Genomic DNA, 26,260 nt, shown 5'->3' with positions numbered 1-26,260 from the left:
GCAGCAATGTCGGCATTCCGTCTTGCTTCCGACATCAAAGAGTTGTATCTTCTAGCGAGTGTCTCCGGTTTGAACCCCGTGGCCATTACGGTGCCGTCCCGGAGGAAGATTGCGGTTTCGTCGCCGACCCGAACGAGACACACTACACGGTCGAGGGAAACGGCTCCCTGACCTTCGAGTGGAATAAACACGGGCTCACATCCTTCTTCACGTCCGTAACCAAACTATTATATCAAACGTGCGCCGAGGAGGAACCCGAGATGAAGCTGAGAAAGTTCAACGCCCGGAGAATGGTCGTATCGATCATCGTCGGCATCCGCGACGAATGGAAGACTTTCGTCGCGGTGACGGCTGGAAACGCCATCAATGCCATCGCGGTCGTTTTTTTCGTTCTGCCCTACCGATTTCCCGATCTTGGCGTATCGGGGCTCGCCGTACTCTCGAACTACGTTTTCAACATATCCCCCGCATGGGTGCTCCTTGCGGGGAATGCCGTCCTGATGGCATGGGCCTGGAAGGAGCTGTCGCCGCGCTTCGTGATCTGGACGGCCTATTCCGTCATCCTGACGGCATTCCTGCTCAAAGTTTTCGAGTTCATTCCGCTGCCCGATCTCTCGGACAGGTTTCTCGCGGCCGTTGCGTCGGGGGTGCTCCACGGCGTCGGCGGAGGCATCATTTTCAGGGTCGGGGCATCGTCGGGCGGGCTCGACATCCCGGCCGTGGCGCTGCGCCGCCGCTACGGGATCGAACTCGGACAGTTCAGCATCTACGTCAACCTGTTCATCCTGCTGCTGTCGCTGTTCATCGTCGGCTTCGACGCGGTCGTCTACGGAATCGTCGGGCTGTACGTCTACGGGATCGTCGTCGACAACATCATGAGATCCTTCGACCGCCGCAAGCAGGTCCTGATCGTCTCGGCCGCGCCGCGGCAGATCGCCGACTTCATCACGCACTCCGTCGGACGCGGGGTCACGATCCTGCGCGGCGAGGGCGGCTACACCGGCGAGGAGCGGCAGTTGCTCCTGAGCTTCCTCGAACCGCGCCAGGTCATCTTCCTCAAGAAATACCTCGCGTCGGCGGACCCGAAGGCGTTCATGGCGATCAGCGACGCTTCGGAGGTCCTCGGCAAGGGGTTCAAGAACTGGAAGGCGCTCTAGCGAAACGCGTCTGAAAGTCCGTTGGGGGGCGCGAGTCGTTTCCGGGCCGCGAATTCGGCGCACGATCCGGCGAATGGGCATGTTCCGCACGGAAGCGGTTCCGGAGGAACGAACGGTCCTTCGGCGCCGCGTCGTGCCGCGTCTTGCAGGTCGGCTTCGATCTCCCCGGGCGACGGCTGCGCGACGGGCGCACCGAGGTGCCCTTCGGCGATGTGGTAGAGCCGGAGGTCCGTCTTCCGTCCCGGAAAGAGTCTCGAGAGCGCCGCGCCGTAGAACAGCAGCTGCCGGTCGTAGAGGACGGGCGGCGTGTTCGCGATTTTCGTGAGCTTGTAGTCGACCACGCGGAGCGTGTCGCCGTCGAAAAACCATAGGTCGACGGCTCCCGTCAGCAAGAGATCGTCGCCGAGCGCGACGCGGAAGGGCATCTCCCGGTGGAGTTCGTTCCTCGCCGCGCGTTCGGCCAGCTCCCTTCCGAACTCCGAAGAGGCCAGTTCCCGCATGTGACGTTCGATCCCGTCGCGGACCGCCTGCCGTTCCATGACGGATCGCAGCGCGGCCGGAACGTCGGGGGCCGCCGGATCGAGAAGTGCCGGAAGGCTCTCGGCCCGAAAATCCCATCGTTCGAGGACTCTGTGGGCGAACGTTCCCGCATCGGCTCCGCTTCCGCGTTCCGATACGTCCCGCTCCGTCCCCTCGACCGGATACTCCCAGTCGAGATCCATCCCCTGCCGGTAGCGCATCCGGTATGCCGCCGGGCAGAACCGGATGAGCGCGTACGCCGTCGCGCCGAGCCGGATGAGCGGATGACCCCACGGGGGGGGCGGTGGAACGTCCCGTCCCGGAATCGCGTCCGCGGGCGTTCGTCCGGAAAGTCCCGGGGTCGGACCGGGCAGAGTCTCTTCGGCCGGGGCTTCGACCATCGAGAGCCACGAATCTTTCGACGGCTCTTTCCCGCATGTCGCGCGCAGCAGCAGGGAGTCTCTGGCGCGCGTGCACGCGACGTAGAACAGGCGGGCGGACTCCTCGCGCTCATCGTCGGATTCGAGGAATTTGTGAATCGGGCCGGAAAGCGGGTGTGCGCCTCGCGTCCCGGATGCTGCGGGATATTCCGTGAACGCGGCCCCGAGCGCTGCGGACGGGCGGAGCCGCGCGACGCTGCCGCCTTTCTGGGTTCCGTTCAGGTCGAAGATCGCCGTGACGGGAAATTCGAGGCCTTTCGCGGCGTGGATCGTCATGATCCGGACGACGTCCGCATCCTCCGCGAGCGATGCGGCGTCCTCGAACGGGAGCTCGCTCCGCGCCGAGCGTTCGAGATAGTCCGCGCATCCGCGCGCGTCGGGGCCGAACGCGCGTTCGTATTCCCGCGAGAGGTCGAGCAGTCGCCGGAGGTTCGCCAGCGCGGCGGATCGTCTCCACGGCGGGAGCCGGCGCAGGAACGAAGTGTCCCAGAGAAGGATCTCCAGCGCCGCGGAGACTCCCATGACGCGAAGAACGGCGCGTGCGCGCCCGAACCGTGAGAGTCCGTCGCCGTCTTTCGCGACGGACTCTTCGAGAACCGAGAACGGCGAAGCTCGGAAGGAGAGGAGCGAGAGCCTGTCGCCGGGATCGGCCAGGGCTCGGACGAAGGCGATGGCGTCGCGCGTCTCGCTTCGGGAGAAGAAGCGGGTGTGCCGGAGAAATGCCGCCGGGATGCCGTATTCCGGCGAAAAAACCTCCTCGAGCGGGTCGTAGTACGTCCGGGTCGGCACGAGGACGGCCATGTCCCCCCACCGGCACGCGCGAAGACGTTCCTCTTCCGCGTCCCATACGGTGGCCTCTCCGGCGTTGAGGCGCAGGAGCTCCGCGGCGAGCGAACGGGCGGCCCTGAGCCTGACGGCCGATATCGTTTCCTTCGGCTCCCTGCGGGTCACGTGAAGGGAAAAGACTGGAACGGTTCCCTCGTCGCGTTCCGGGGCGCGATCGGCAGAGAACGGCTCGAGTGCCTCGTATTCCGTTTCCCAGAGCTTCCCGAAGACGTCGTTGACGCTTCCGATGAGATCGGAACGGCTTCTGAAGCTCGTCGTCAGGGGGATATAGCGTCCGGGACCGCGCGCCGCCTCTTCGGCCCTGCTGCGGAAGAGCCGCGGGTCGGCGTGACGGAAGCGATAGATCGACTGCTTGACGTCGCCGACGAGAAAGACGCGTGAATTGCGTGCCCCCGCGGCGGCCATGACCAGTCTGTACTGGAGCGGGCTCGTGTCTTGGAATTCGTCGACGAGGACCTCGGAAAATCGGCGCGGGCCGCCTTCCGGGGACTCGAGGACCGGGATCGCGAGCCGGATAATGTCGTCGAACGAAAACCGCCCGGTCACCTCTCCGGCGCGTCTCCTGCGCGCCCAGCAGATCGCCGCGAGGGCGAGCAGCGGCCGACGGACGCGCCGTTCCTCCTCCGCGAAGCCCTCGAGTGCGAGGCGGGCGGCGGCGACCGCGCCCTTCAGCGAATCGCGGTACGTCGCGAGCGTCTCCCCGAGGAGATCCTTCAGACATGTCTTCAACGAATTCGGTCCCCTGCGCATGTCGACCGACAGCGGCCCCTCGTTGAGATCGAGGATGAAGCGCGGGAGCGCATCGGATCCGCCGTCGCCTGCCGCCGGGGAGTCGAGGCGCGCCAGGCGGTCCGAAAGCTCGTCGCCGGTCTTCCGGAATGGGCGGGTTCCGGGAAGAACCACACGGAGCCAGAGGTCCCGGATGGTGTTCCATTCGGGTTCCGAGCGCGTCCGGACATCGAATCGCACCGCGTCGTCCGAGGCGAGCGCGAGGCAATCCTCCGGCGAGAGTCCGCGGCTTTCGAGAAGTCCGGAAAGCGACCTCGCGAAGGCGACGAGGCGTTCGGGCGATTCGATCCCGTACAGGAACCCCCGTTCCGTCGGTCCGCGCAGGAGCCCGAGGGCGTCCGTCCGGAGCGGTTCGGCGATTCCCCGGGCGAGTTCCGCGATCGCGCCCTCTTCGACGAGGTGGACCATATCGTCCCAGATCGCCTCCTCCTCTGGTTGCGAGATGATTCCTCCGGACGGATCGGGAACGAATCCGCCGGCGTCGTTCCCGGGGAATTCTCCGGTTCTGGCGGTCAGGACGTTCTCCCGGAGCGTTCTGAGCGCGAATGAGTGTATCGTCGAGATGACGGCCTCGTCGAGTTCCGCCAGGGCGCGCTCCAGCAGCGGAGAGCGGCAGTCGGGGCGGGAACAGACGTCGGAGAGGAGCGAACCGATGCGCGAGCGCATCTCCTGCGCGGCCTTGTCGGTGAAGGTGAGCGTGAGGATGTCGCGAGGCCGGGCGCGTCCCGACGCGATCGCCCAGACGAAGCGCCACGCCAGCGTCCATGTCTTTCCCGTTCCGGCGCCGGCGCCGATGACGACCGGCGACTCCGTCGCGAGGATCCCGTCGAGCTGTCTCGGACTTCGTCGGGTCGCCTCCCTCATGAGGCTGAGGATGTTTTCGGCGCTTCGCGCGAGAATTTCGTCGTCATTCGTCGGGGGCATCGTCGTTCTCCTCGCCGTGTCGGTCCGACCTGCGGCACAGCGTCTGGAATCCGCAGATCCTGCAGTGCGTCGAGTCGTAGTTCGGGGCGAATCGTCCGCCGGAGAGGAGTGCGGCCGCGCGGGAGAGTTCCCCGCCGACGAACGGGATGTGGTTTTCGAGCAGCGAGTTCGTGACCGAAGGAATGCCGCCGGCCGCGAAGAGCGTCGCGAGATCCGATCCGGAGGGGAAGGACGCGGCGAATGCCGCGTCGGACATGCAGACGTAGACCGTTCCCGCAACCGTCAACCGCGCCGGGGCGTTCTCGCAGAGCCATGCGTAGGCCGCGAGCTGCAGGCTCGGAGGCGTCGGTGTCTTCGCCCTGTCCGTACGGCCGTAGCTCTTTGAGAGTCCGCTCTTGAAATCGAAAAGCAGAACCGAGCCGTCGTCGAGGATATCCATCCGATCGCAGCGGCCATGGACGGTGACGTCGCCGAACGTCGCCTCAGGCAGTGGAGTTTCCGTGCGGACTTCCGTCCGTTTCGGCGCGAGTGATTTCTCGAGGAGGCGCATCGAACCGACCGTTCGCAGAATGGTTTCCTCGAAGCGGGAGCGCCACGCGGCGAGGCGGGGGTCCGACCCGAGGGAGGGGTATTCGCCGAACCCTTCGGCGATGCATCGCCTCACGGCTTCGTCGCGGAGGTCTCCGCTTTCCGAGATCCGGGCGAAGATCGCGTGTGCGGCCCTGCCCGCCAGGTCCGTCCGATAGAGGCCCGGGCGAGTGTCGTCGAGCTTCCTGATCCTGAGGGAGGCGTACCGGAAGGGGCACGAAAGGAGCAGGTCGAGGTCGCTCACCGAGAGACGAAAGGGGGCGTGGTCGCGTTCCGCGAAGTCCTCCGGCGGAGTGGGGACGCGGATGATTCCACCCGGCCGGGGAACGGCCCTGCTCTCCGGCGGGACGACAGCGGCGGCCGTCTCCTGCGGCAGGAGGTCTCCCAGGTCGCGGCGGATATGGACGTCGGCCGCCGCGACGAGGCGGAGGAAAGGATGGCCGCAGCCCGGGGTATCCGTCGCGCGCTTCAGGAACGGGGATCGTTCGACGGGTTTTCCGGCGTCGTCGCGATAGGGGCGGCAGACGATCGTGATCCGGTCCCCTCCGGCGAGAATCCGCCGGAAGAGCGCCTCGCGCTGCATCCGGACTTCAGGAAGCAGCGGAAGGTGCGACGCTCCGAGCGAAAAACGTTCGTGGATGTCGCGCTTGCGTTCGTCGGAGAGAATCGGGGATTCGGAGATCGTCCCGGGCCAGCCGGAGGCGTCCATACCCGCCGCGATCCATACCGGCGCGTGCGCGAGGACGGGGGGAGCGCCTGGATAGAGCCGGACCGTATCGTATCGCTCGGGAGGAAACCAGAGCGTCGACGAACGCGCCCACTCGCGGAAAAACGCCTCCGCATCGGATCCCTCGAGTCGCGAAGATCCCGCGATTCCGAGCCCGCGCTCCGTGCTTTCGAGGAGATCGGCCTTTCGCCGGGCCTCTTCGACGGCGAGACATGTGCCCCTGATGTCGCCGTCGGCCCCGGGACAGAGCCTGAGAGCCGAGGAAAGCGTCCGGTCCCAGGAAGGGGAATCCGTTGCGAGCGACACGAACGCGCGAAGGAGATCCGAAGGGCGCGAACCGGCGCGTACGGCCTGCGCGAAACGGAACGCTCGTGCGAAGGGCTCTTCGTCCCGCGTCGTGCGGCTCAGGAAAGCGCGCCACGCGTCGGCTCCCCTGGGGCGTTCCGCGTCGAAGCGTGCACGGGGAAACGAGTCGCCGAAAAATACCGGGTGCGACAGGAGATTCGCGCACGCGTCCGGGGGCCAGTTCCATCGGTCGAGATCCAGAATTCGTTCGGCGATCAGAAACGGCAACGAGTCCGCGACCGTAGCGGCGTAGGCCGGGGTGAAGGGAATCCGGTAACGTGTGAGACATTCTTCCGCCAGTCCCGCGTCTCCTTCGGGAGCGACGATCGCGACGGTCCCCCAGCCCGGAAACGGGAATCCGCACGTTTCCCGAAGCTTTCCGAGACGTCCGTCTTCGTACGACCAGAGAACGAGTTCGCGGCAGATCGCGTCGTACTGCATGCGCCGGTCTCCGGCTTCGAGGAGAACGCCTTCGAGCGGGGACGACGGAATGAACGCGACGTCGGACTCCGGGAACTGATCCTCGACGTCGTGGTGTCCGGGGAGGCGCGTCTCCGGAGCGTAGATCCGCACGGGAAAGCCGCGGGACGCGAGCTCCCGGATGAAGAGAAGCTGTCCGCGCGTGAAAGACAGGAAACCGACGAAGACGACTTCCGTATCCGGCGGAAAGCGGGTGAACGGCAGAAGTTTCCTTGCGAGCGTCGGGATTTCCGCGCTGTCGGCGAGGCCGCGCGACGCGAGCAGGTTCCGGTAGGCGAGGTAGGTCCGGCACAGGAACGTCGCAGCGTCGCCGTCCTCGCCCGTCCGTCCGGGACTTCCCCGCGACTCCCCGGTTCCGAGCGCTGAGGCGAGGTCTTCGGGAGCGACCTCCTCGCGCAGGAGCCCGCGGATCTCCTGTCCGAGGAGTCGGATGATTCCGGGGCGGGGCGTCTGCGACCGGGGGCGTTCTTCCTCCAGTTCGTCGAGGACGTACCGCAGGACGAGCCAGTGATCGGGGGGATCGATCTGTCCGGCCGGGGGACGCGCCGCTCCCGGAAGGGCACCGGCCGCGCGGCACAAATCAAGATACCAGTCGCTCCACGTCCGGAGGCGGTAGCGACCGGCGACGCCTCCGGAACGCGGATCCCCGGGACATCCGGTCTTTTCGAGAAGGTCACGCAGCCTCCGTCGTTCCTCGCTTCCCGGGATGCAGATGACGCTTGTTTCCGGATCGATACGGCGGAGTTCGTCTTCTATGTCCGCCGCGCGAAGATACCGGAGGATGCGAACGCTCACGAACGGGGAAGAGCGTTCAGCAACGCCTTCATGAACATCGGGAGATCCGCCGGCTTCCGGCTCGTGATGAGCCGCCCGCACACGACGACCGGTTCGTCGACCCAGTCCGCGCCGGCGAGGACCATGTCGTCCCTCACGCTCGCGTAGCTCGTCGCCTTCACTCCGTTCAGAATCCCGGCCGATACGAGGACGCTCCCGCCGTGACAGATGGAGGCGACGATTCCGCCGGATGCGTATACGCGGCGTACGAGCGTCACGATCTCCTGGGACATCCGCAGACGGTCGGGAGCCCACCCTCCTGGGATGACGACCGCCGCGAGATCGAAATCGACGCTCCTGGGCGTGTAGGCGGCGTCGGCGACCGTGCCGGACTTGCCGGTGTACTGTTTGGGCGCCACGGGGGCGACGACGAGAGGGGAGTACCCCTCTTCCACGAGACGGTAATACGGGTACCAGTATTCGAGATCGTTGAAATCGCTTTCCACGAGAATGGCGACCTGCCTGTCCATCGCTTCTCTCCTCCTTGCCGTCCTGCACTCCGGTGCGATTCGGACACCTCCATTATATCCCTTCCCGTTCTGGTACAATCATACCGTCGGACTCGTTTTCGGCCGGGAGAGACCTGGGTGGGAACGGGCCGGAGACGTAAGGAAGGGGGCGCGGAAATGGGGATTCGGGACAACGGAACGATACGCGCCATTCTGGGACGACGGAGCGTCCGGCGGTTCGAGGAGCGTCCCGTGGATCCGGAAGTCGTGAACGTTCTCATAGAGTGCGCGAGCGCGGCTCCGAGCGCCGCGAACAGCAGACCCTGCCATTTCGTCGTCGTGACGGAGCGCGGAAAGCTTGATGCGATCGCCGGAGGGCATCCGTACGCGAAGATGCTCGCTTCGGCGCCGCTTGCCGTCGTGGTATGCGGGGAGCCCGACAAAAGCGACTTCGCGGCGCGCTACTGGGAGGAAGACTGCTCGGCCGCCATGGAGAACCTGCTTGTGGCCGCCCATGCCCTCGGACTCGGCGGCGTGTGGATCGGCGTGCGACATCAGCCCGGGCAGGAACCGAGGATCCGGGAGATTCTCGGAATCCCGGATCGCATCGCGGTTCTCGGCGTCGCCGTGATCGGGTACGGCAGGGAATCCCGGGAACCGCACAGCGGAATTCCCGACGGGACGTTGCATCTGGAGGGATGGTAAATGACGGCGAACTTTCACATCGACCCCACGATCGGCTTCATCCTCGGACGCCGGAGCATCCGGAAGTTCCGGAGCGAACGGGTCATTCCGGAGATGGTGACGACGCTGCTCGAATGCGCGTTTTCGGCACCCAGCGCCCATAACAGGCGTCCGCTTCACTTCATCGTCATCGAAGACCGTGCGGCGCTCGACGCCCTCGCCACGGCGCACGACTCCGGCGCCGCGATGAAGACGTCGCCGCTCGCGATCGCCGTGTGCGCCGACACAACCGTCATGCCCGAAGGGGACATGGCGTGGGTCGAGGACGCCGCGGCCGCGACGGAGAACATCCTGATAGCCGCCCGGGCGCTCGGGCTCGAGGGAGTATGGCTCAAGGTGATGGACAGGCATCCGCGCGAGGAGAGGGTCACGCCGATCCTCGGCGTTCCGTCGCACGTGAAGGTCGTCGCGATCGCGGCGCTCGGCTACGGCGACGAGGCGAAGGACCCGCACGGAGGCGTCTCGGAAAGACGGATTCACAGAAACGTCTGGGGCTGATCTCCTTCTTTCGGAAGAGGGGCGCATGTGCGCTTCGGAAGCGGGGGGCCGCGTTTCTTCGGCGGCTCCCCGCTTCATGATACAATAAATAGGTTATATCTATGATCGTTCCCGCAGGAAGATGGGAATGGCAAGTGGAGGAGTCTTTTCATGGACAAAGAAGAAAAACAGAGCGAACCTCTTTTCGGCAGGGTTGTCCCCCTGCCGCTCGTCGAGGAGATCAAGCACAGCTATCTGGACTACGCGATGAGCGTCATCGTCGGGAGGGCTCTCCCCGATGCGCGGGACGGACTCAAACCCGTGCAGCGTCGGGTCCTCTACGCGATGATGGAACTCGGCCTCAGGCATAACACGGCCTACAAAAAGTCGGCGCGCGTCGTCGGCGAAACGATGGGCAAGTACCACCCCCACGGGGACTCGTCGATCTACGACACGATGGCGCGTCTCGCGCAGGACTTCAGCATGCGATACACGCTCGTGGACGGTCAGGGAAACTTCGGCTCGATCGACGGCGATCCCCCTGCGGCGATGCGGTACACGGAAGCGCGTCTCGACGAGAGAGGCGAGCTTATGCTCGCGGACATCGAGGAAAACACGGTCGAATGGATCCCGAATTTCGACGAATCCCTGAAGGAGCCCATGTACCTCCCGTCCGCGATCCCGAACCTTCTCGTCAACGGGAGTACTGGTATCGCGGTCGGCATGGCGACGAACATTCCGCCGCACAACCTCAGGGAGGTGGCGGACGCGCTCTGCTACCTCATCGATACCGACGAACCCGACCTCGGGGAGATCCTCATCCGTCTTCCCGGGCCGGATTTCCCGACCGGCGGCATCATTCTGGGCCGCGAGGGAATCGTGGATGCCGCGAGAACGGGCCGGGGCCGCGTCGTCGTCCGCGGCAAGACGCACGTCGAGGAGGGAAGGCGCGGCAAAACTTCCGTAGTCATCACCGAAATCCCCTACATGGTGAACAAGACGCTTCTCATCGAGACGATCGTTCAGGCCGTCCAGGAGAAGCACATCGACGGCGTTTCCGACATCCGCGACGAGTCGGATCGGGACGGCATGCGCATCGTTCTCGAGCTCTCGCGCGAGGGGGACCCGAATCTCGTGTTGCGGCAGCTCTACCGGAGATCGCAGCTCCAGTCAACGTTCGGCGTGATCAACCTGGCGCTCGTGGACGGGAAGCCGCGCGTTCTGCCGGTGCTCGACATGCTCCGGATCTACCTCGACCACCGGCGCGACGTCGTCCGCAGGCGGACGACCTTCCGGCTCGACAAGGCGAAAGCGCGCGAACACATCGTCGAAGGCCTCGTGAATGCGCTCGACATGATCGACCGCGTCATCGCGCTCATCCGCGGATCGGCCACGACGCAGGATGCCCGGAGCGGCCTCGTGAACGAACTCGGATTCTCCGAACTCCAGGCGCAGGCCATCCTCGACATGCGTCTCCAGCGCCTGACGGGGCTCGAGCGCGAGAAACTCGAGGAAGAGCTCCGGCAGCTTCTCGCGGACATCGAGTACTTCACGTCGATCCTCGAAAATCCGAAGCTCCTCGATGCGGTCATCCGCGAGGAACTCACGGACATGGGCCGGCGTTTCGGCGACGACAGGAAGACGCAGATCATGGAAGCAGAACGGGAGCTGGCGGACGAGGATCTCATTCCCGAGAACGACATCGTCGTCGTTCTCTCGAAAGACGGCTTCCTCCGCCGGAAGGGGCTCGAGGAGTACTCACTCCAGGGGCGCGGGGGGAAGGGGCGCAAGGGGGCGTCCGTGCCCGAAGAGGACGAGATCATGATCCTCGCCGTCACGAACACGCACAAGGATATTTTCCTGTTCACGTCGAAGGGACGCGTGCTCGCCGTCAAGGGGTATATGATCCCCGAGTCGAAGAACGGGAAGGGGCGGCACGTCTCAAAGTTCGTCTCGATCGAAGAGGACGAGCGTGTCGTCTCGATGTACGGCCGCGGGGTCGAGAACTCGAAGTTCATTTTTCTGATCACGCGCAACGGGATCGCGAAGCGGCTCGATATCTCTGAACTCGCGTCGCTCACGCGCGCTGGGAAGCGCGTCCTGTCCCTCGACGAGGGGGACGAGATCGCCAAAGTGCGACTCACGTCGGGTTCCGACGACCTCCTTCTGATGACGGAACAGGGGCAGGCGCTCCGCGTTCCCGAATCGGAGTTCCGTTCGATGGGACGTACCGCGCGAGGCGTGCGGGCCGTCCGCCTCGACGGCGGCGACTGCGTGATCGGGTGCGATATCGTCCAGACCGGAAAAACGTCGCTCATCATCAGCCAACGCGGCGTCGGAAAACGGACGGACTACGACGACTTCACGACGCACCACAGGGGCGGGAGCGGCGTCCGGGCGATGAATCTCGGGAAGAAGACCGGCGTTCTCGTGGGCTGTTGGGGCGTCTCCGACGACGACGAGGTCATCGCCATCACGAACCGCGGCAGGATGATCCGCGTCGCGGCGTCGGAAATCCCGCTGCTCAGCCGAACGGCGACGGGATCGATTACCGTCAGGCTCGACGAAGGGGACCTCGTTGCGGACGTGAGCGTGGTGCCTTGCGACGTGGTCGGCGACGACGCCGTTCCGGCGGCGGGCCCGGAGAACGACGTCCGCCTGCTCGGCGACGAGGAGGACTAGGAATGCGGTTCGCTCCCGACTGCCGCCCCGCGATTCTCCTGAGCGCGCTGCTCGCCCTCGGAAGCCTGTATCTCTCCGGGCTTCTGGCGGCCGTATTCGTCGTGCTCCTGGGATTTGTCCTCTGGTTTTCCCGCGACCCGGAGCGCGTTCCTCCGGAAGACGCGGACGTCTGGGTCGTCCCCGCGGACGGGAAGGTCGTCGAGGTCCATGAGGCCGACGTCCCCGGACTCGGGACGATGCGAAAGGTGGGGATCTTCATGTCGCCGCTCGACGTCCACGTGAACCGATTTCCGTGCCGCGGAACCGTAACGGCGCTCGAATATGTCCCGGGGAAGAAATGGATGGCGTTCGCCCCGAAGGCATCCGAGGAAAACGAGCGGATGCTCGTCACGCTCGAAACCGGAGCCGGGCCCGTCAGACTCGTTCAGATCGCCGGGTTTCTCGCGAGACGCATCGTCTGTCGCCTCGCGAAGGGAGACGTCCTCGACCGGGGCGCCCGGTACGGAATGATCAAACTCGGATCCAAGGTTGACGTCTATGTCCCTTTGAGTGTAAAGTTGTCTGTCAGAATCGGTGATCGCGTATCGGCCGGTCAATCTGCTCTGGGAGTGATGGGACATGAAAATCATGAAGCGTAGGCGGCATATCCCCTTCCGCGAAATTGCGCCGAATATGGTGACCAGCGGGAACCTGCTCTGCGGAATGCTCTCGCTGATCCTCGCGATTCACGGAAGCTTCGTCCCGGCCGCGTGGCTGATCTTCGCAGCAGTGTTCTTCGACTTCATGGACGGCAAGGTCGCCCGGAGTCTCGGCGGCGGAAGCCAGTTCGGACTCGAGTTCGACAGCCTCGCCGACGTCGTGAGTTTCGGCGTCGCGCCGGCCGTCCTGCTGTACCTCGTCTATCTCAAGGGGTTCATGGGCGTCTCCGGCGCGCTCGTCGCGTCGTTTTTCGCTCTTTGCGGCGCCCTGCGCCTCGCCCGCTTCAACGTTATCCACGTGACCGGCCACTTTCAGGGAATTCCGATTCCCGCAGGCGGCCTGTTCGTCGCGTCGTTCGTCATCGCGGGGGTACGTCTGGCGCCCTGGATGGCGATGATCCTGCTTGCCGCGGTCGGAGTCCTGATGATCTCGAGCGTTCCGTACGGGAACCTCAAGGGGATCAGAAAGGGACAGGGAGACAGGAAGAAATTCCTCTTCCTCTTCTCTCTCGCCGTCGCGATCTTCGCCTTTCTCCGCTCGGCCGGGCCCCTGACGGCGATTACGATCTACGTCGTCAGCGGACTCGTCGGCTTCGACTGGGGAAAGTGGCTCTCGCTTCCGACGGTCGCCTCCGAAGACGACGAGACCGCCGAAGACCACATGTAGGTGGATGCGGCCTCTCCTTCGGGAGAGGATCGAATTGATGGAGCAGCTCCCGGGGGCCCGGTTTGTCGGGCCCCCGGACTTTTATCGGAGGTGAACGAAGTGGAATCGCTCTACAGAGGGATCGCCCTGAGCATCGCGGGAACGGATTCGGGGGGCGGCGCCGGAATACAGGCGGATCTCAAGACGTTCGCGGCGTTGCGTGTCTTCGGAATGAACGTCATTACCGCGATTACCGCGCAGAACAGCCTGATGGTGTCCGACATCGAAAATCTCTCGCCGAGGATCATTACCGCGCAGATGGATGCAGTCTTCTCCGATTTCACCGTGAACGCGGCGAAGACGGGAATGCTGAGCCGGGAGGAGACCATCCGCTGTGTCTGCGACGGTGTGCGCAGGCACAATGTCACGAAACTCGTCGTCGATCCCGTCATGATCGCCCAGAGCGGCGCGTCCCTGATCGACGCGAACGCCGTCGAGGCGCTCCGGGAGGAGCTCCTCCCCCTGGCGCTGCTTGTCACGCCGAATGTCCCCGAGGCGGAACGACTTTCCGGACAGACGATAGCGAACATCGACGAAATGGCATCGGCTGCGCGAATCATCGCCGGGTTCGGGCCGAAGGCCGTTCTCGTCAAAGGCGGACACATGATAACGGGAGACGTCGTGACGGACATCCTGTTCGCGAACGGGACGATCACGCGTTTCGATTCGCCGCGCGTCCCGACGGACAACACCCATGGAACCGGCTGTACGCTGAGCGCGGCCATCGCGGCCGAGCTCGCGGCTGGCGGCGACCTGCCGGAGGCCGTCCGCAGGGGGCGGCAGTATCTCATGCTCGCTCTCAGACGCAGCTTCCGACCCGGCCACGGGGCCGGTCCGCTCGGGCACGCGGTCCTCGCGCCGTGGCTCGTCTGACGCTCCCGGACTCTTCCTGGAACTTCGAGCCCGAGACGGGGGACATCTGGGGCGCGATCCGCCCTGGACGTCCCCTGTTGCACCATCTGACCAACCGGGTTGCGGCGCCTGTCCAGGCGCTCGCGGCGGCGGCGCTCGGCGCGAGGCCTCTGATGTCTTCCTTTCCGCCCGAAGTAGCCGGACTCGCCGCGTCGTCCGACGCAATCCTGTTCAATCTCGGAACGCCGACCGGAGAGGGATGGGATGCGATGCAGACGCTCATCCGCCACGAATGCTTCGGGAAGCCGCTGCTTCTCGACCCTGTCGGCGTCGGCGCGAGCGACACCCGGGCAGGACAGGCGAAGCGGATTCTGGAATCGGGTCTCGTCTCCGTCTGCAAGGGGAACGCCTCCGAGATTCGTTTTCTCGCGCGCGGGAGCAGCGGAATGCGCGGCGTGGACGCGGGCGACCCCGTCGAGGGGGAGAATGCCGGGATTTTGGCTCGGCGATTCGGCTGTATCGTCGCGATAACGGGACCTGAGGATATCGTCAGCGACGGGGAGCGAACGTGGAGGGTCCGGGGCGGCTCGGAGCTTCTGCCGTGTCTTCCGGCGAGCGGATGCCTTGCGGGAACGGTCATCCTCGCGTGTCTGGCCGTGAGAAGGATCGGAAGCGGGGTCCTCGCGGGGTTGCTTGCGCTCAAACTCGCCTCTGAACGGGCGGAACGGCGCGCGTCGGGAATCGGAAGTTTTCAGTCGGCCCTTGCGGACGCTCTCTGGAAGCTGGGGAGCGCGGACGCCTCCTCCGGAGTCGGTCGTCTCGCGTACGTCCGGCGGCTTAGTGCGTCATGACGTAGAGGACGACCGCCGCAAGTGCCACGAGCGACACGAGGACGACCATCGGGGCGAGCCACAGATCCCCGCGCGACCGGGAAGACGCGTCGGGAACATATCCGTCGTAGAGCAGCTTGATCTTGTAGTTCCCGTCGAGTTCGGCCATTCCCCTGAGCCCCTCGGCGATCGTGAAGACGAGGGAATAGCCCTTTCCGTCACGCGAGACGCTCTCGATATGCCCCGCGACGAGCCCGTCGAAATCGGCGCGGTTTTTCGCGATCATCTCGTAGATTCCCGATTCCTTCGGGAGCCTGACCTCTACCACGTCGCCCTTCCCGAGCCGCGACGCGTTCTTCCCCTCGACCGGATCGATGGCGGGCGTGCAGTTCCGGACGACGCTGACTGCATCCGAGACGGGATTTGCCGGTTCTTCCCTTCGTTCCTCCCGGGATGGCGCGACGGGAGGCGGTTCCTTCGTCCGGGCTGACAGAAAGGGCCGGAGCGCTTCCGTATCCTGCGTGTCGAACGCGACGTATACGATGGAACGGAGTCCCAGCTCCGAGTCGATGGCGGTCGAAATGACCGCCTCCATTTTTTTGTCTCCGGAAGGCGTTTCCGAACACTGTCTAAGGAGTTCCGGCGTTATGGTCCGCCGGAGGAGATCGAGAACGCGTCCGTAAAGGATCGCCGGCGGAGTGCCTGGGATCAGCCCTGAAGGTCCTGTCGCGCGCTCGGCGACGGCCGATGCGAACGATATGGTGTCGAGCGTGACGGAAAGGTCGTCGTCCGATTTCTCCTCGCCGATCGGGACGGACTGGAACGAAACGACGGCGTTCGGCGAGGAGATCGCGACAAAAAGCATCCGGAAGCGCTCGAGCTTTGTCTTCCGGATGGATATCTGACATTTGAGAACCGATAGGGCGCTGGATCCCTTGCCGTCGCGGGCTTCCATGGCATCGACCTCGATAGGACGGTGTGCTGTACGGAAAGTAGTATATCAGGAAGCCCGCAGACAGTCTCAGTTCTTTGCCGGATCCTCCCCCCGAATCGTGCGTCTCAGGATGCGGAGGACAGCGTATCCGATGATCGCTCCGGGGATGCTGCTCGCGAGAAACGCCGACTGGAGCGCGGTGAATCCGGGCGCCATACCGAGCGCGGGTCCGAGAAGGAGCGCAGAGAGAGTCGCGCCGACCGGTCCCGTTCCGAGCGGTTCGAGAAGGGCCGCCCAATCCTTTCGGAGAAACCTGTACGCGAAGCCGACGACAAGAGCTCCGGGGATGCTTCCGGGAAACGCGAAAAGAGTTCCGGTTCCCGTGATATTGCGTACGACGCTTGTCACGACGGCGGCTCCCGCAGCCCACCAGGGCCCCAGGAGAACTCCCGCGATCGCGTTGACCGCGTGCTGGAAGGGAAAGCATTTCGTCGGTCCGACCGGAATCGAAATTCCGGAGAGGAGCACTGCCGCTGCGGCCAGGAGCCCGGCGATGCACGTTCTCCGGACGAGCGCTGGATCAGTTGTCCTCGACGAGAGCATCGACGGACACCTCCCGTTCGATCAGCCCGGCCCTGAACGCGAAAGCCGCGAACTCCTTCCACCTGTCGCGGTCGAAGCGCTGCGACACGGCGTACTGCGGGAGCGTGCGCCGGAAAGCCTCCCGCTCCATGTCGCGGGGGGCCTCCGGGACTGCCGCGAAGTATAGTTCGAGCGCTTCGTCGGGGTGTTTCCGCGTCCACTCGATGCCCTTCGCGACGCACCCGACGAAGCTCCGGACGACCGCGCGTCGCGCGGCGAGAGTCTTCGCGCCGGCGACGACGATCAGTTCGTCGTAATCGGGAATTCCGTACTTTTCGAGCTCGAACCATTGTGGGGCAAGGTTCTTGTGTTCGAGTTCGACGGTTTCGTAGTTCTTGAAAGGACCCATGATCGCGTCGACGGCACCCGTCGCGAGCGAGGGAACGATCGTGAATCCGACGTTGACCGCCTCGTACCGGGTGATTCCGTTTCGTTCGGCGAAGGCCTTCAGGAGAACGTCCATCATTCCGGGAACCGTGTAACCGATCTTCTTCCCCGTGAGGTCCGACGGTTTTTCGATGCCCTTTCCCTTCAGGAAGAGAAGCGTCGAAAGCGGGTGACCGACGAGGCGCCCGACGGCGCGGACTTCGATTCCGGCAGAAGCCGCCACGATCATCTGGGGCTGATATCCGACAGCGAGATCTACCTGCCCCGCCGCCGCGAGTTTCAGCGCGTCGGCGGTCTCTGAAGGAGACAGGAATTCGGCGTCGATGCCTGCGTCCCTGAGGAAGCCTTTGTCGCGGGCGACGTACAGCGGCACATGGTCCACGTTCGGGAACCAGTCGAGCATGACCGTGAGCTTTTCGGCCGCCCACGTCTCGGTGTTCGTCGCCGCCACGGAAAGAGCGAGCGCGAAAACCAGAAAAAATCTTTTCATAAACGTATCCCTCCCTTGAATGAGGCGTACCCGCTTCTTCCGGTGCGGATGCGCCGGTTTCCCTACGACTTCCACGTGACGATGGAACGTTCGAGTTTTCCGACGAAGGCCCAGAGCGCGAGACCCATCGCGGAAAGCCAGAGGATGGCCGCGAAAACGAGATCGACGGACATCCTCGCGTTCGCCTGGATCATCAGGTACCCCAGCCCCCTCTGGGATCCGACCCACTCTCCGATAACCGCGCCGATCGTCGCGACGGAAACCCCGACCCTGAGTCCCGAAAAAAAATACGGAAGCGCGAAGGGCCAGTACAGACGCCGCAATGTGGTCAGCGGAGATGCCCCCATGAGGCGAAAGAGCGTCCGGAGTTCCTCGGGGCAGCTCCGGAAGCCGTGGAGGAGACTCACCGTGATCGGAAAGAAGATCACGATCGCGGCCATGACGACCTTGCTTCCGATGCCATACCCGAACCACACGATCAAAAGCGGGGCGAGTGCGAAAACCGGTATGGCCTGCGACGCGACGAGGAACGGCGCGAGTCCCCGGTCGAGGGAGGGCGAGAAGAACATCGCGACGGCGAGCGGCAGGGACAGTGCGAGCGCGAGCGCGATGCCGAGAAGAATCTCCCCGGCCGTGACGATCGAATGCGAGAGCAGCAGCGGGGATTTCGCGACGGCCGTCCCGAGAACGCGGGATGGAGGTGGCAGGATATACGACGGAACGCCCGTCGCCCTGACCGTGCCTTCCCAGAACAGGCAGAGCGCGGCGACCAGAAGGAGCGGCGGAAGGACGCGGCGCATCACGGCGCCTCCGTCGCGGCACTCGGCTCGAGCGCCCCGAGGATTCGTTCGCGCAGCGCGACGAATTCCGCGCACGCCTCGGACCTCGGCTTCGGGAAATCGAGGCGGATGTGTTCGCGGATCCTCATCGGCCGCGTACCGAGGATGTAGAGATCGTCCGCAAGAAGAAGGGCTTCCTCGACATCGTGCGTGATCATGAGCACCGTCTTTCCGAACTCGGACTGGAGCAGCATCAGCAGTCGCCGCAGCGAACGCCGCGTGATCGCGTCGAGCGCTGAAAGCGGTTCGTCGAGAAGGACGCACTCGCCGGACATCATCAGCGTCCGCGCGAGCGCGCAGCGCTGACGCATTCCCCCGGATACGGCCGCTGGCGGAAAGCTTTCGAACCCGGCGAGCCCGAGACGTTCGAAAAGCCGGCGGGCCTCATTGAAATCGCCCGCCGAAACGCGCCCGACGACGCTTCGGGGCAGCAGCGCGTTCTCGAGAAGCGTCAGCCACGGAAGAAGGAGGTCCTTCTGCTGCATGTAGGCGCACAGCCCCCGAAGGTCCGGGACGGGCCTCCCCTTCCATGAGATCTCCCCGGAGTCGGCCCTGACGGACCCGACGAGGATGTCGAAAAACGATGTCTTGCCGCATCCGGAGGGTCCGACGAGAACGGCAAACGCCCCCGTCGGCACGCGAAGGCAAAAATCCGAGAGAACGGACACTCGTGCGGATGGCGAGTCGGAATCGTATTCTTTTGAAAGGCGGGTAACCTCAAGCATGAAAAAACTCCCGGGAAGGGAGTCCTCTGCCGAATGGAAGAGGAAATACCCGCCGGGAGTGGAAGCGTACCCGTATCATCGTCGGTCCTTCCCTTCGCCGGCATGACCCGGATCAGGTTCTAGGGGTCGAGGCTCTAAGCCTCCTCTCAGCCGGTAGATGCCGACTCCCCCAGTGCATGTGTGTATTGTGCAACGGGATGCCTGTTTTGTCAAATACGCCCGTTTTCGGTACAATCCGGTATATGCCGTGCAAACGGATCGAAGAGGAGGGGTACTGTGTGCCGATGATGGAGGCGATGGGCGTGTTCGGGGACGGACGGGTTCCAGTGGGATACCTTCCGGCGCCGTCCCGTGAGGCCGTCTTCAGGACGGTACTGTTCCACGGGGTTCACGGATGCGCGTCGCCCGAGCCCGACAACAAATACGGACATCTCGCCCGACTCTGCAACGAGAGAGACATGGACGTCTGCATCGTCGAGACGAGCCGCTCGCGGCGCGACCGGGACGCGTTCGTCCGGGAGGATACGGGAGACGACCGTGTCGGATGGGCGCTCGCGGCGTTCGCCGGAAAGACGTTCGCGATGGAACTTGCCGATATCTGTTCCGCGCTCGAGAGAATCGACGCGGAACTTCCGCCGAAACCGACCGTTCTCTGGGGATTTTCGCTCGGAGGAATTATATCGGTTCTCGTCGCGGGAGCGGAACACGGAACAATACTCAGGGAGGCGGGGTTGCGCGTACCGGCGATCAGCACGGCGTTCGCGGGCGTCATCACCTCGGGATCCGGCGACCGGATCCGCGCCGAGGCGAAGGCGCAGCTCGCACTTCCTGTGCTCGACAGTGTCCCTCCGGCCGAGACGCTGCATCGCGCCGCGGGGAACCTGCGCGCGGGATTCTTTCTTTCGTTTTACGGCGACCGTGACGCTTCGTTTGACGAGTCGTCGGTGCGGCGAATCTTCGATCTCGTGCCGCTCCCCGAAAACCGGAAGGTTTTCACGATCCTGAGCGGTGCGGATCACGCCTTCAGGATGCTCGACGGGAAACCCTCGGACAAGCCGTTGCGCGATATGACGGATTTTGCGGCGTCGTTTACCGCCAGGGCCATCCCGGAATAAGCGAGATCAGCGAGAGAAGCCGGGGGCCGGCGAGCAGGGCTGCGAATCCTCCTGCGGCGAGGAACGGGACGAGTGGAATCGCATCCTTCCGCGAGACGCGGCGGAACAGGAGCAGGACGAGGGCGACGAGACCTCCGATCATGAACCCGAGGTAGAGCACGACTCCGATCATATGCATGCCGAGAGCCGCTCCGGCGCCTGCAGCGAGTGTTGCGTCCCCCCATCCCATGCCGCCTCGGCTCACGATGATGATGCACAGGATGATGCCGCCGCCGAGGAGCGCGCCCCAGAGGCCGTCGAGAAGCGCGCTCCACCCGCCCTGTATACGGAACAGCATTCCGGCGACGCCGATCGCTCCCGCGAAGAAGTCGAATACGTAGCCGCTCTCGATATCCGTGAGCGCGTTCAAAAGGAATCCGAACGCGACGAGCAGCGCGAGCGGCAATGCGGGTGACAACCCCCACCGGAGATAGAGTGCCCCGGCCATCGCGGCCCCGACGATCTCCACGAGCGGGTAGCGATATCCGATGGGTGCGCCGCAGTGGCGGCACCTGCCTTTCGAGAGCAGAAAAGAAAGGAGCGGAACGAGGTCGAGTCCGTTCAGCACGACGCCGCAACTGTCGCAGCGCGATCGTGTCCGTCCCCACCAGCATTCTCCCGTAACCGACCGGTGAGCGGCGACGTTCACGAACGATGCGAGGCAGGCGCCAAGAGCGGCGAAAAGAGCGAAAAGAATCCAGATCATGCGATCACTCCGTAGTGAGGAAACGTGATGATGGATCCCGTAGGGGGATTGTGATATAGTTTTGTAAAACAGTCAAGAAAGGGGGAAGCTCCATGCCGAAAAAGATCCTTGTCGCCATCGATATGAGCAAAATGTCGGAAGCCGTCTTCTCGTACGGATGTTCTCTCGCGCTCCGGCTGAGAGATGACGTCACCTTCATCCACGTAACGCCGCACCCGACGCTCTGGCGCGGATACGAACAGTGGCTCCCCGCCGAGCTGAACCAGGAAATCGAGGAAGTCGCACGGAAAAAGCTCGACTACTACTACCGAAAGGCGCTGGAGGACATGCCGGCCCTTGGGGAAACGAAACACGAACTCGTCGTCCGTCAGGGAAACCCCGCCGATACGATCATCGAATACGCGAAGGAACACTCTTTCGACCTCATCGTGATCGGCTACAGGGGACAGAGCAACATCGAACGCCTCGTCGTCGGAAGCACCGCCGCGAACGTGGCGCGGTACGCTCACTGTTCCGTCCTGATCTACCGCCCGGGATACGACGTCCTGTAACGGAACCGGGGGCATCCGGGCCGGATACCCCCGGTGCTACTTTCCCCGCCCCTTGTCGCCGTATTTGTCCTGCGCGTACATCCTGCTCGACGACTCCCTCGATGCTTCGGCCGATTTCGACAGGGACGCCTGAAGCTTCCTGACGAGATCCTGCTTCCTGTCCTTTTCGCTATCCGCGTCACCGACGACGTTCCGCTCGAGATACCCCATCTCCACAAGCGCCTGGACGCGCCGGATGTCGATCCCGAGTTCTTCGGCCATCTCCTCGGAGTTCAGGGCCTTCTTCGGATTCTCGCGGAGAAATTCCCGCACCTGCCGGTACAGGACATCCAGATCGTCGATGCACTGCGGGCACGTGGTGGGGCCATTGCTCGGAAACGCCTTCCCGCAAAGCTTGCACATCGTGAGCTTCATCCACCATACCTCCAATCCCACCGTATCGTTTCGTATTCTACATGAGGAATCGATATTTTTCTATTTTTTCACTCCGCGAGGCGCGGGATTCCGATTTTGCGTTCATGGACCGAAGCGACGTTATCTTGTATCATCAAACAAAGGCCGATATCCCGGATGTCGGCCGGAGACGAAAAGAATGCCCGATGCGAGGGGCGGGAAGGAGAAAGGAATGAACTATACCGCAGTGGATCATATAGGGATCGCGGTCGGATCCATCGAAAACGCGCTTGCCTTCTGGGAGAAGGCGATGGGTATCCGGTGTACCGGCGTCGAAGAGGTGAAGGAACAGAAGGTGAAGACGGCGTTCCTCCCGATCGGGGAGACGGAGGTCGAACTTCTCGAGGCGACGGACCCCGAAAGTCCGGTCGCGAAATTCATCGAAAAACGCGGCGAGGGATTGCACCACATCGCGTTGCGCGTCGAAAACATCGAGGAAACCCTGAAGGCCCTCAAGGAACAGGGGGTCCGCCTCATCGACGAAACGCCCCGCTACGGCGCCGGCGGTGCCAGAATCGCGTTCGTCCATCCGAAGTCGAGCGGCGGAGTCCTCCTCGAAATCAGCCAGAGAGGGGAATCGCACCGATGACGGAGAGGAAGATAGAGGAGTTATGCGAGGAGGTACTGAGGAGGCGTGAGGGAGCGAGGAGCGGAGGAGGGGAGAGGGCGGTAGGGAAGCAGCGTGAGAAGGGGAAGAAGACGGCGCGGGAGCGGATAGGTGGGTTGCTCGACGCGGGGAGCTTTGTGGAGATCGACGAATACGTGACGCACCGGTGCGAGACATTCGGTCTTGGTGACAAGAAATACGCGGGAGACGGAGTCGTGACGGGCTGGGGGACGATAGACGGGAGGAAAGTCTTCGTCTACAGTCAGGACTTCACGGTGCTCGGCGGATCGCTTGGTGAGATGCACGCGAAAAAGATCTGCAAGGTGATGGACCTGGCGCTGGAAACGGGGAGCCCGGTCATCGGGATCAACGACAGCGGCGGAGCGCGGATCCAGGAAGCGGTCGACAGTCTGAACGGGTACGGAGAGATCTTCTACCGGAACACCGTCTCGAGCGGAGTCGTGCCGCAGATCTCGGTCATCGTGGGACCGACGGCTGGGGGAGCGGTCTACAGCCCTGCGCTCACCGACTACATCTTCATGGTTGAAAAGACGGGAATCATGCACATCACGGGCCCGGCGGTCATCAAGGCGGTCACGGGGGAAGACGTCAGCAGCGAAGAGCTCGGTGGGGCGAAGACGCACAACGCGAAATCGGGCAACGCGCACTTCATCGCGACGAGCGAAGACGAATGCTTCGCGCAGGTCAGGAAACTGCTGTCGTACCTTCCGTCGAACAACCTCGACCGAGCGCCGCAGGGTGTGGCGGAAGACCCCGTGGAGCGGAAAGAGTCGGCGCTGCGGGACATCGTGCCGACCAACCCGAACAAAAGCTACAACGTTCTCGACGTCATCGTGAAAGTCGTCGACGGAGGGGACTTCATGGAAGTCCAGCCGCTGTGGGCGAAAAACATCGTCACGGGCTACGGGCGGATCGGCGGGGAAGTCATCGGAATCATAGCGAACCAGGCGAAAACGATGGCGGGGTGTCTGGACATCGACGCGTCGGACAAGGCGAGCCGGTTCATCCGTCACTGCGACGCCTTCAACATCCCGATAGTCACCTTCGTCGACGTTCCGGGCTACCTTCCGGGAATCGCGCAGGAATGGGGGGGCATCATCCGTCACGGAGCGAAAATGCTCTACGCGTACAGCGAAGCGACCGTCCCGATGGTCACGGTCGTATTGCGCAAGGCGTACGGAGGGGCGTACCTCGGGATGTGCAGCAAGGCGCTCGGAGCGGACGTCGTCCTCGCGTGGCCGCAGGCGGAAATCGCGGTCATGGGAGCGGAAGGCGCGGCGAACATCGTCTTCCGGAAGGAAATCGACGACTCGGCGGACCCGACGGCCATGAGGACGCAGAAGATAGAGGAATACCGGACGGCGTTCGCGAACCCGTACGTCGCGGCGGAGCGGGGCTTCGTGGACCGGGTGATACTGCCGGAAGAGACGCGGGAAGAAATCGCGGGAGCGCTCACGCTGGCGCGGGGCAAGAGCGTTCGTCGACCGAAGAGGAAACACGGCGTCATGCCGCAGTAGGGGGAAGGGACAATGACCCCGGTACACAGCCACTTCACCGGACTCGGTGGAGCGATCGTCGTCGGACTCATCGCGTTCAGCGCGTGCTTCCTCGTCCTCGGGGGCCTCGCGCTCATCATCTACGGAATCAAATACATGGCGAAAGTCGGAGAGCGTGGGGGCACCGACGGCGGAACGCCCGCGAAGAAAGCGCCCCTCCCCGTCGCATCCCCTGGCGCCCTTCCGGTACAGACCGCATCGGCGCATCGGGACGTATGCGGAATGCAGGAAACCGTCGCGGCCATAACGGGAGCGATCCTCGCGGCGCGCGGAGGGGCGGAGTTCTGTGTCCGGAGCATCGTTCCCGTAGCGGGCGGAAGAGCCCGCGTCGCGGGAGAGACGCGCCGGAACTCGTGGGAGACGGCCGCTCTGCTCGAAAACACCGGAGAACTCGAAGGAACATGGAACGCTCCGGCATAAGGCCGGAACGCACCCCAACGCCGAACACCGACAAAACGAAGGAGGAACGCGATACATGAACAGATACAGAGTCACCGTCAACGGAACCGCCTACGACGTCCTCGTCGAGGACATGGCCTCTTCCGCACCCGTCGCGACCGGGGCGCCCGCAGCGCCCGTCGCCGTCGCGGCCCCGGTCCAGATCCCGGTCGCGCAGGCGGCGCCCGCTCCTGCCGCCGCTCCTGCGCCGGTTGCGACTCCGGCTCCCGCCCCCGCGGGGGGAACCGTCGTCAGCGCGCCGATGCCCGGCAAGATCCTCAGGATCGGAGTCGCGGTCGGAGCGCAGGTATCGGGCGGCGACGTCCTTCTCATCCTCGAGGCGATGAAAATGGAAAACGAAATCAGCGCCCCCGCCGGCGGAACGGTCCGGGAAATCCGGACGCGGGAAGGGGAATCGGTCAACACGGGCGACGTCCTCGTCGTCCTGGGCTGATCCGGGAAAGAGGCGCAGGGGCGATGGAAACCTACATCGCATCGATGGGGGCGATCTTCAGCTCATCGGGCTTCGCCGGACTGACGGTCGGAAACAGCGTCATGATCGTCGTCTCCCTCGTCATGCTCTACCTCGCGATCGGAAAGGGATTCGAGCCGCTGCTGCTCGTCCCGATCTCGTTCGGCTGTCTCCTCGTCAACATGCCGCTGTCGGGAATCATGGACGAAGGGGGCTTCCTGCGGTACATCTTCTACGGGACGGAGCACGAAATCTACCCGGTCATCATCTTCATGGGAATCGGAGCGCTCACCGACTTCGGGCCGCTGCTGGCGAACCCGGTGACGTTCCTCCTGGGGGCGGCGGCGCAGTTCGGCGTCTTCATCGCGATGATCGGAGCGGTCGCGCTGGGCTTCACGATCCAGGAAGCGGCGTCGATCGGAATCATCGGAGGGGCGGACGGCCCGACGAGCATCTATCTGACGATGAAACTCGCGCCGCAGCTCCTCGGAGCGGTCGCGGTCGCGGCGTACAGCTACATGTCGCTCGTGCCGCTGATCCAGCCGCCGGTCATCAGGCTCTTCACGAGCAAGGCGGACCGGGCGATCCGGATGGAACAGCTCAGGCCGGTCAGCAAGATGGAGCGGATCCTCTTCCCGATCGTCGCGACGATCGGATCGGGGCTGCTCCTTCCGGCGGCGGTGCCGCTGATCGGGACGCTCATGTTCGGCAACCTGCTTCGGGTATGCGGCTGCACGGAGCGGCTGAACCAGGCGGCGCAGAACGAAATCCTCAACGCGACGACGATCTTCCTGGGACTCTCGGTCGGGGCGACGATGAGCGCGAAGGACTTCCTGACGCCCGCGACGCTGAAGATCGTGCTCCTGGGACTCGTCGCGTTCGTCTTCAGCACTGCCGGAGGCGTCCTGTTCGGGCAGGTCATGAAAGTGATGAGCAAGGGAAAGATCAACCCGATGATCGGCTCGGCGGGAGTCTCCGCCGTCCCGATGGCCGCCCGCGTCGTCCAGCGCGTCTGCCAGCAGGAGAACCCCGGAAACTACCTCCTCATGCACGCCATGGGACCCAACGTCGCCGGCGTCATCGGCACCGCCGTCGCAGCCGGCGTCATGCTCACACTCCTCAGCTGACAGACATGGGAGTATAATCGGGGCATTCAGCGACAGGGGCCGGGATGGCCCCTGTTTTTTTCAGGAGGCGA

The 26,260-nt window shown here is 64.1% G+C and carries 25 protein-coding genes and 1 riboswitch; of the genes, 15 read left to right on the top strand and 10 right to left on the bottom strand.

Annotation, left to right across the window (positions count from 1 at the left end):
• Window positions 1-260 precede the first annotated feature (260 nt).
• A complete protein-coding gene (locus ACZ5IU_RS03885) occupies window positions 261-1,157 on the top strand; it encodes a YitT family protein (RefSeq protein ID WP_464420701.1) in 897 nt (298 codons plus the stop codon).
• Here ACZ5IU_RS03885 and ACZ5IU_RS03880 read toward each other — a convergent pair.
• Genes ACZ5IU_RS03880 through ACZ5IU_RS03870 form a run of 3 tightly spaced genes read right to left on the bottom strand, consistent with a single transcriptional unit; the run spans window position 1,154 to window position 8,119 of the window.
• Window positions 1,154-4,675 (bottom strand): UvrD-helicase domain-containing protein, encoded by a 3,522-nt coding sequence (locus tag ACZ5IU_RS03880; RefSeq protein WP_464420699.1) that lies wholly within the window; start codon window positions 4,673-4,675, stop codon window positions 1,154-1,156. The genes ACZ5IU_RS03885 and ACZ5IU_RS03880 overlap by 4 nt on opposite strands.
• Window positions 4,659-7,610, bottom strand: coding sequence for a PD-(D/E)XK nuclease family protein (locus tag ACZ5IU_RS03875; RefSeq protein ID WP_464420697.1), 2,952 nt, complete (start codon window positions 7,608-7,610; stop codon window positions 4,659-4,661). Before ACZ5IU_RS03875 ends, ACZ5IU_RS03880 begins: the two co-directional genes overlap by 17 nt.
• Window positions 7,607-8,119 (bottom strand): type 1 glutamine amidotransferase domain-containing protein, encoded by a 513-nt coding sequence (locus tag ACZ5IU_RS03870; protein ID WP_464420695.1) that lies wholly within the window; start codon window positions 8,117-8,119, stop codon window positions 7,607-7,609. The genes ACZ5IU_RS03875 and ACZ5IU_RS03870 overlap by 4 nt, the downstream gene beginning before the upstream one ends.
• Window positions 8,120-8,275: 156 nt before the next feature.
• Here ACZ5IU_RS03870 and ACZ5IU_RS03865 point away from each other — a divergent pair, with 156 nt between their 5' ends.
• The 7 genes from ACZ5IU_RS03865 (at window position 8,276) to thiM (ending at window position 15,108) form a co-directional block, all read left to right on the top strand.
• The gene (locus ACZ5IU_RS03865; RefSeq protein ID WP_464420693.1) at window positions 8,276-8,803 is read left to right on the top strand and encodes a nitroreductase family protein; all 528 of its coding nucleotides are present in this window, start codon (window positions 8,276-8,278) and stop codon (window positions 8,801-8,803) included.
• Complete coding sequence (locus ACZ5IU_RS03860) at window positions 8,804-9,340, top strand: nitroreductase family protein (protein ID WP_464420691.1); 537 nt, start codon at window positions 8,804-8,806, stop codon at window positions 9,338-9,340. It begins immediately after the preceding gene.
• Between the two features lie 150 nt (window positions 9,341-9,490).
• A complete protein-coding gene (gene gyrA / locus ACZ5IU_RS03855) occupies window positions 9,491-12,001 on the top strand; it encodes a DNA gyrase subunit A (protein WP_464420689.1) in 2,511 nt (836 codons plus the stop codon).
• A 2-nt stretch (window positions 12,002-12,003) separates the two neighbouring features.
• Window positions 12,004-12,639: a phosphatidylserine decarboxylase gene (locus ACZ5IU_RS03850; protein ID WP_464420687.1), complete on the top strand. Its 636-nt coding sequence runs from the start codon at window positions 12,004-12,006 to the stop codon at window positions 12,637-12,639.
• Window positions 12,620-13,366: a CDP-diacylglycerol--serine O-phosphatidyltransferase gene (gene pssA / locus ACZ5IU_RS03845; protein WP_464420685.1), complete on the top strand. Its 747-nt coding sequence runs from the start codon at window positions 12,620-12,622 to the stop codon at window positions 13,364-13,366. The genes ACZ5IU_RS03850 and pssA overlap by 20 nt, the downstream gene beginning before the upstream one ends.
• A gap of 99 nt (window positions 13,367-13,465) precedes the next feature.
• On the top strand, window positions 13,466-14,278 hold the full coding sequence (gene thiD, locus ACZ5IU_RS03840; protein WP_464420683.1) for a bifunctional hydroxymethylpyrimidine kinase/phosphomethylpyrimidine kinase: 813 nt from the start codon (window positions 13,466-13,468) through the stop codon (window positions 14,276-14,278).
• Window positions 14,266-15,108: a hydroxyethylthiazole kinase gene (thiM, locus tag ACZ5IU_RS03835; protein WP_464420681.1), complete on the top strand. Its 843-nt coding sequence runs from the start codon at window positions 14,266-14,268 to the stop codon at window positions 15,106-15,108. Before thiD ends, thiM begins: the two co-directional genes overlap by 13 nt.
• On the opposite strand, the gene ACZ5IU_RS03830 is transcribed toward thiM, so the two are convergent.
• From ACZ5IU_RS03830 to ACZ5IU_RS03810, 5 genes are all read right to left on the bottom strand, one after another.
• On the bottom strand, window positions 15,095-16,042 hold the full coding sequence (locus ACZ5IU_RS03830) for a hypothetical protein (protein WP_464420679.1): 948 nt from the start codon (window positions 16,040-16,042) through the stop codon (window positions 15,095-15,097). The two genes, thiM and ACZ5IU_RS03830, sit on opposite strands and share 14 nt — an antisense overlap.
• 66 nt (window positions 16,043-16,108) lie before the next feature.
• Complete coding sequence (thiW, locus tag ACZ5IU_RS03825; protein WP_464420677.1) at window positions 16,109-16,624, bottom strand: energy coupling factor transporter S component ThiW; 516 nt, start codon at window positions 16,622-16,624, stop codon at window positions 16,109-16,111.
• Window positions 16,602-17,540 carry an ABC transporter substrate-binding protein gene (locus ACZ5IU_RS03820; protein ID WP_464420675.1) on the bottom strand — a complete coding sequence of 313 codons (939 nt, stop codon included), beginning with the start codon at window positions 17,538-17,540 and terminating at the stop codon, window positions 16,602-16,604. Before ACZ5IU_RS03820 ends, thiW begins: the two co-directional genes overlap by 23 nt.
• A 62-nt stretch (window positions 17,541-17,602) precedes the next feature.
• Window positions 17,603-18,340, bottom strand: a complete 738-nt coding sequence (locus ACZ5IU_RS03815) for an ABC transporter permease (protein WP_464420673.1) — start codon at window positions 18,338-18,340, stop codon at window positions 17,603-17,605.
• Window positions 18,340-19,104, bottom strand: coding sequence for an ABC transporter ATP-binding protein (locus tag ACZ5IU_RS03810; RefSeq protein ID WP_464420671.1), 765 nt, complete (start codon window positions 19,102-19,104; stop codon window positions 18,340-18,342). The genes ACZ5IU_RS03815 and ACZ5IU_RS03810 overlap by 1 nt, the downstream gene beginning before the upstream one ends.
• Before the next feature lie 72 nt (window positions 19,105-19,176).
• Window positions 19,177-19,285, bottom strand: a riboswitch (TPP riboswitch).
• 97 nt (window positions 19,286-19,382) lie between these two features.
• Between ACZ5IU_RS03810 and ACZ5IU_RS03805 the strand changes: the two genes are divergently transcribed.
• A complete protein-coding gene (locus ACZ5IU_RS03805; RefSeq protein ID WP_464420669.1) occupies window positions 19,383-20,219 on the top strand; it encodes an alpha/beta fold hydrolase in 837 nt (278 codons plus the stop codon).
• Here ACZ5IU_RS03805 and ACZ5IU_RS03800 read toward each other — a convergent pair.
• Complete coding sequence (locus tag ACZ5IU_RS03800) at window positions 20,194-20,964, bottom strand: prepilin peptidase (protein ID WP_464420667.1); 771 nt, start codon at window positions 20,962-20,964, stop codon at window positions 20,194-20,196. The genes ACZ5IU_RS03805 and ACZ5IU_RS03800 overlap by 26 nt on opposite strands.
• 92 nt (window positions 20,965-21,056) lie before the next feature.
• Between ACZ5IU_RS03800 and ACZ5IU_RS03795 the strand changes: the two genes are divergently transcribed.
• Window positions 21,057-21,515, top strand: coding sequence for a universal stress protein (locus ACZ5IU_RS03795; RefSeq protein WP_464420665.1), 459 nt, complete (start codon window positions 21,057-21,059; stop codon window positions 21,513-21,515).
• A 36-nt stretch (window positions 21,516-21,551) separates the two neighbouring features.
• Here ACZ5IU_RS03795 and ACZ5IU_RS03790 read toward each other — a convergent pair whose 3' ends face one another.
• The gene (locus tag ACZ5IU_RS03790) at window positions 21,552-21,929 is read right to left on the bottom strand and encodes a hypothetical protein (protein ID WP_464420663.1); all 378 of its coding nucleotides are present in this window, start codon (window positions 21,927-21,929) and stop codon (window positions 21,552-21,554) included.
• Between the two features lie 211 nt (window positions 21,930-22,140).
• Here ACZ5IU_RS03790 and mce point away from each other — a divergent pair, with 211 nt between their 5' ends.
• The 5 genes from mce to ACZ5IU_RS03765 are packed head-to-tail and all read left to right on the top strand — an operon-like array spanning window position 22,141 to window position 26,189.
• The gene (mce, locus tag ACZ5IU_RS03785; protein ID WP_464421809.1) at window positions 22,141-22,557 is read left to right on the top strand and encodes a methylmalonyl-CoA epimerase; all 417 of its coding nucleotides are present in this window, start codon (window positions 22,141-22,143) and stop codon (window positions 22,555-22,557) included.
• Window positions 22,554-24,113 (top strand): acyl-CoA carboxylase subunit beta, encoded by a 1,560-nt coding sequence (locus ACZ5IU_RS03780; RefSeq protein ID WP_464419004.1) that lies wholly within the window; start codon window positions 22,554-22,556, stop codon window positions 24,111-24,113. The genes mce and ACZ5IU_RS03780 overlap by 4 nt, the downstream gene beginning before the upstream one ends.
• Window positions 24,114-24,125: 12 nt before the next feature.
• On the top strand, window positions 24,126-24,572 hold the full coding sequence (locus ACZ5IU_RS03775) for an OadG family protein (RefSeq protein ID WP_464419006.1): 447 nt from the start codon (window positions 24,126-24,128) through the stop codon (window positions 24,570-24,572).
• A gap of 55 nt (window positions 24,573-24,627) precedes the next feature.
• The gene (locus tag ACZ5IU_RS03770; RefSeq protein WP_464419008.1) at window positions 24,628-25,044 is read left to right on the top strand and encodes a biotin/lipoyl-containing protein; all 417 of its coding nucleotides are present in this window, start codon (window positions 24,628-24,630) and stop codon (window positions 25,042-25,044) included.
• 23 nt (window positions 25,045-25,067) lie between these two features.
• On the top strand, window positions 25,068-26,189 hold the full coding sequence (locus ACZ5IU_RS03765) for a sodium ion-translocating decarboxylase subunit beta (RefSeq protein ID WP_464419010.1): 1,122 nt from the start codon (window positions 25,068-25,070) through the stop codon (window positions 26,187-26,189).
• Window positions 26,190-26,260: the final 71 nt, after the last annotated feature.

The sequence above is a fragment of the Lactivibrio alcoholicus genome, assembly GCF_055390895.1.
The sequence above is the reverse complement of the archived record's forward strand: the minus strand, read 5'-3'. Positions and strand labels throughout refer to the sequence as shown.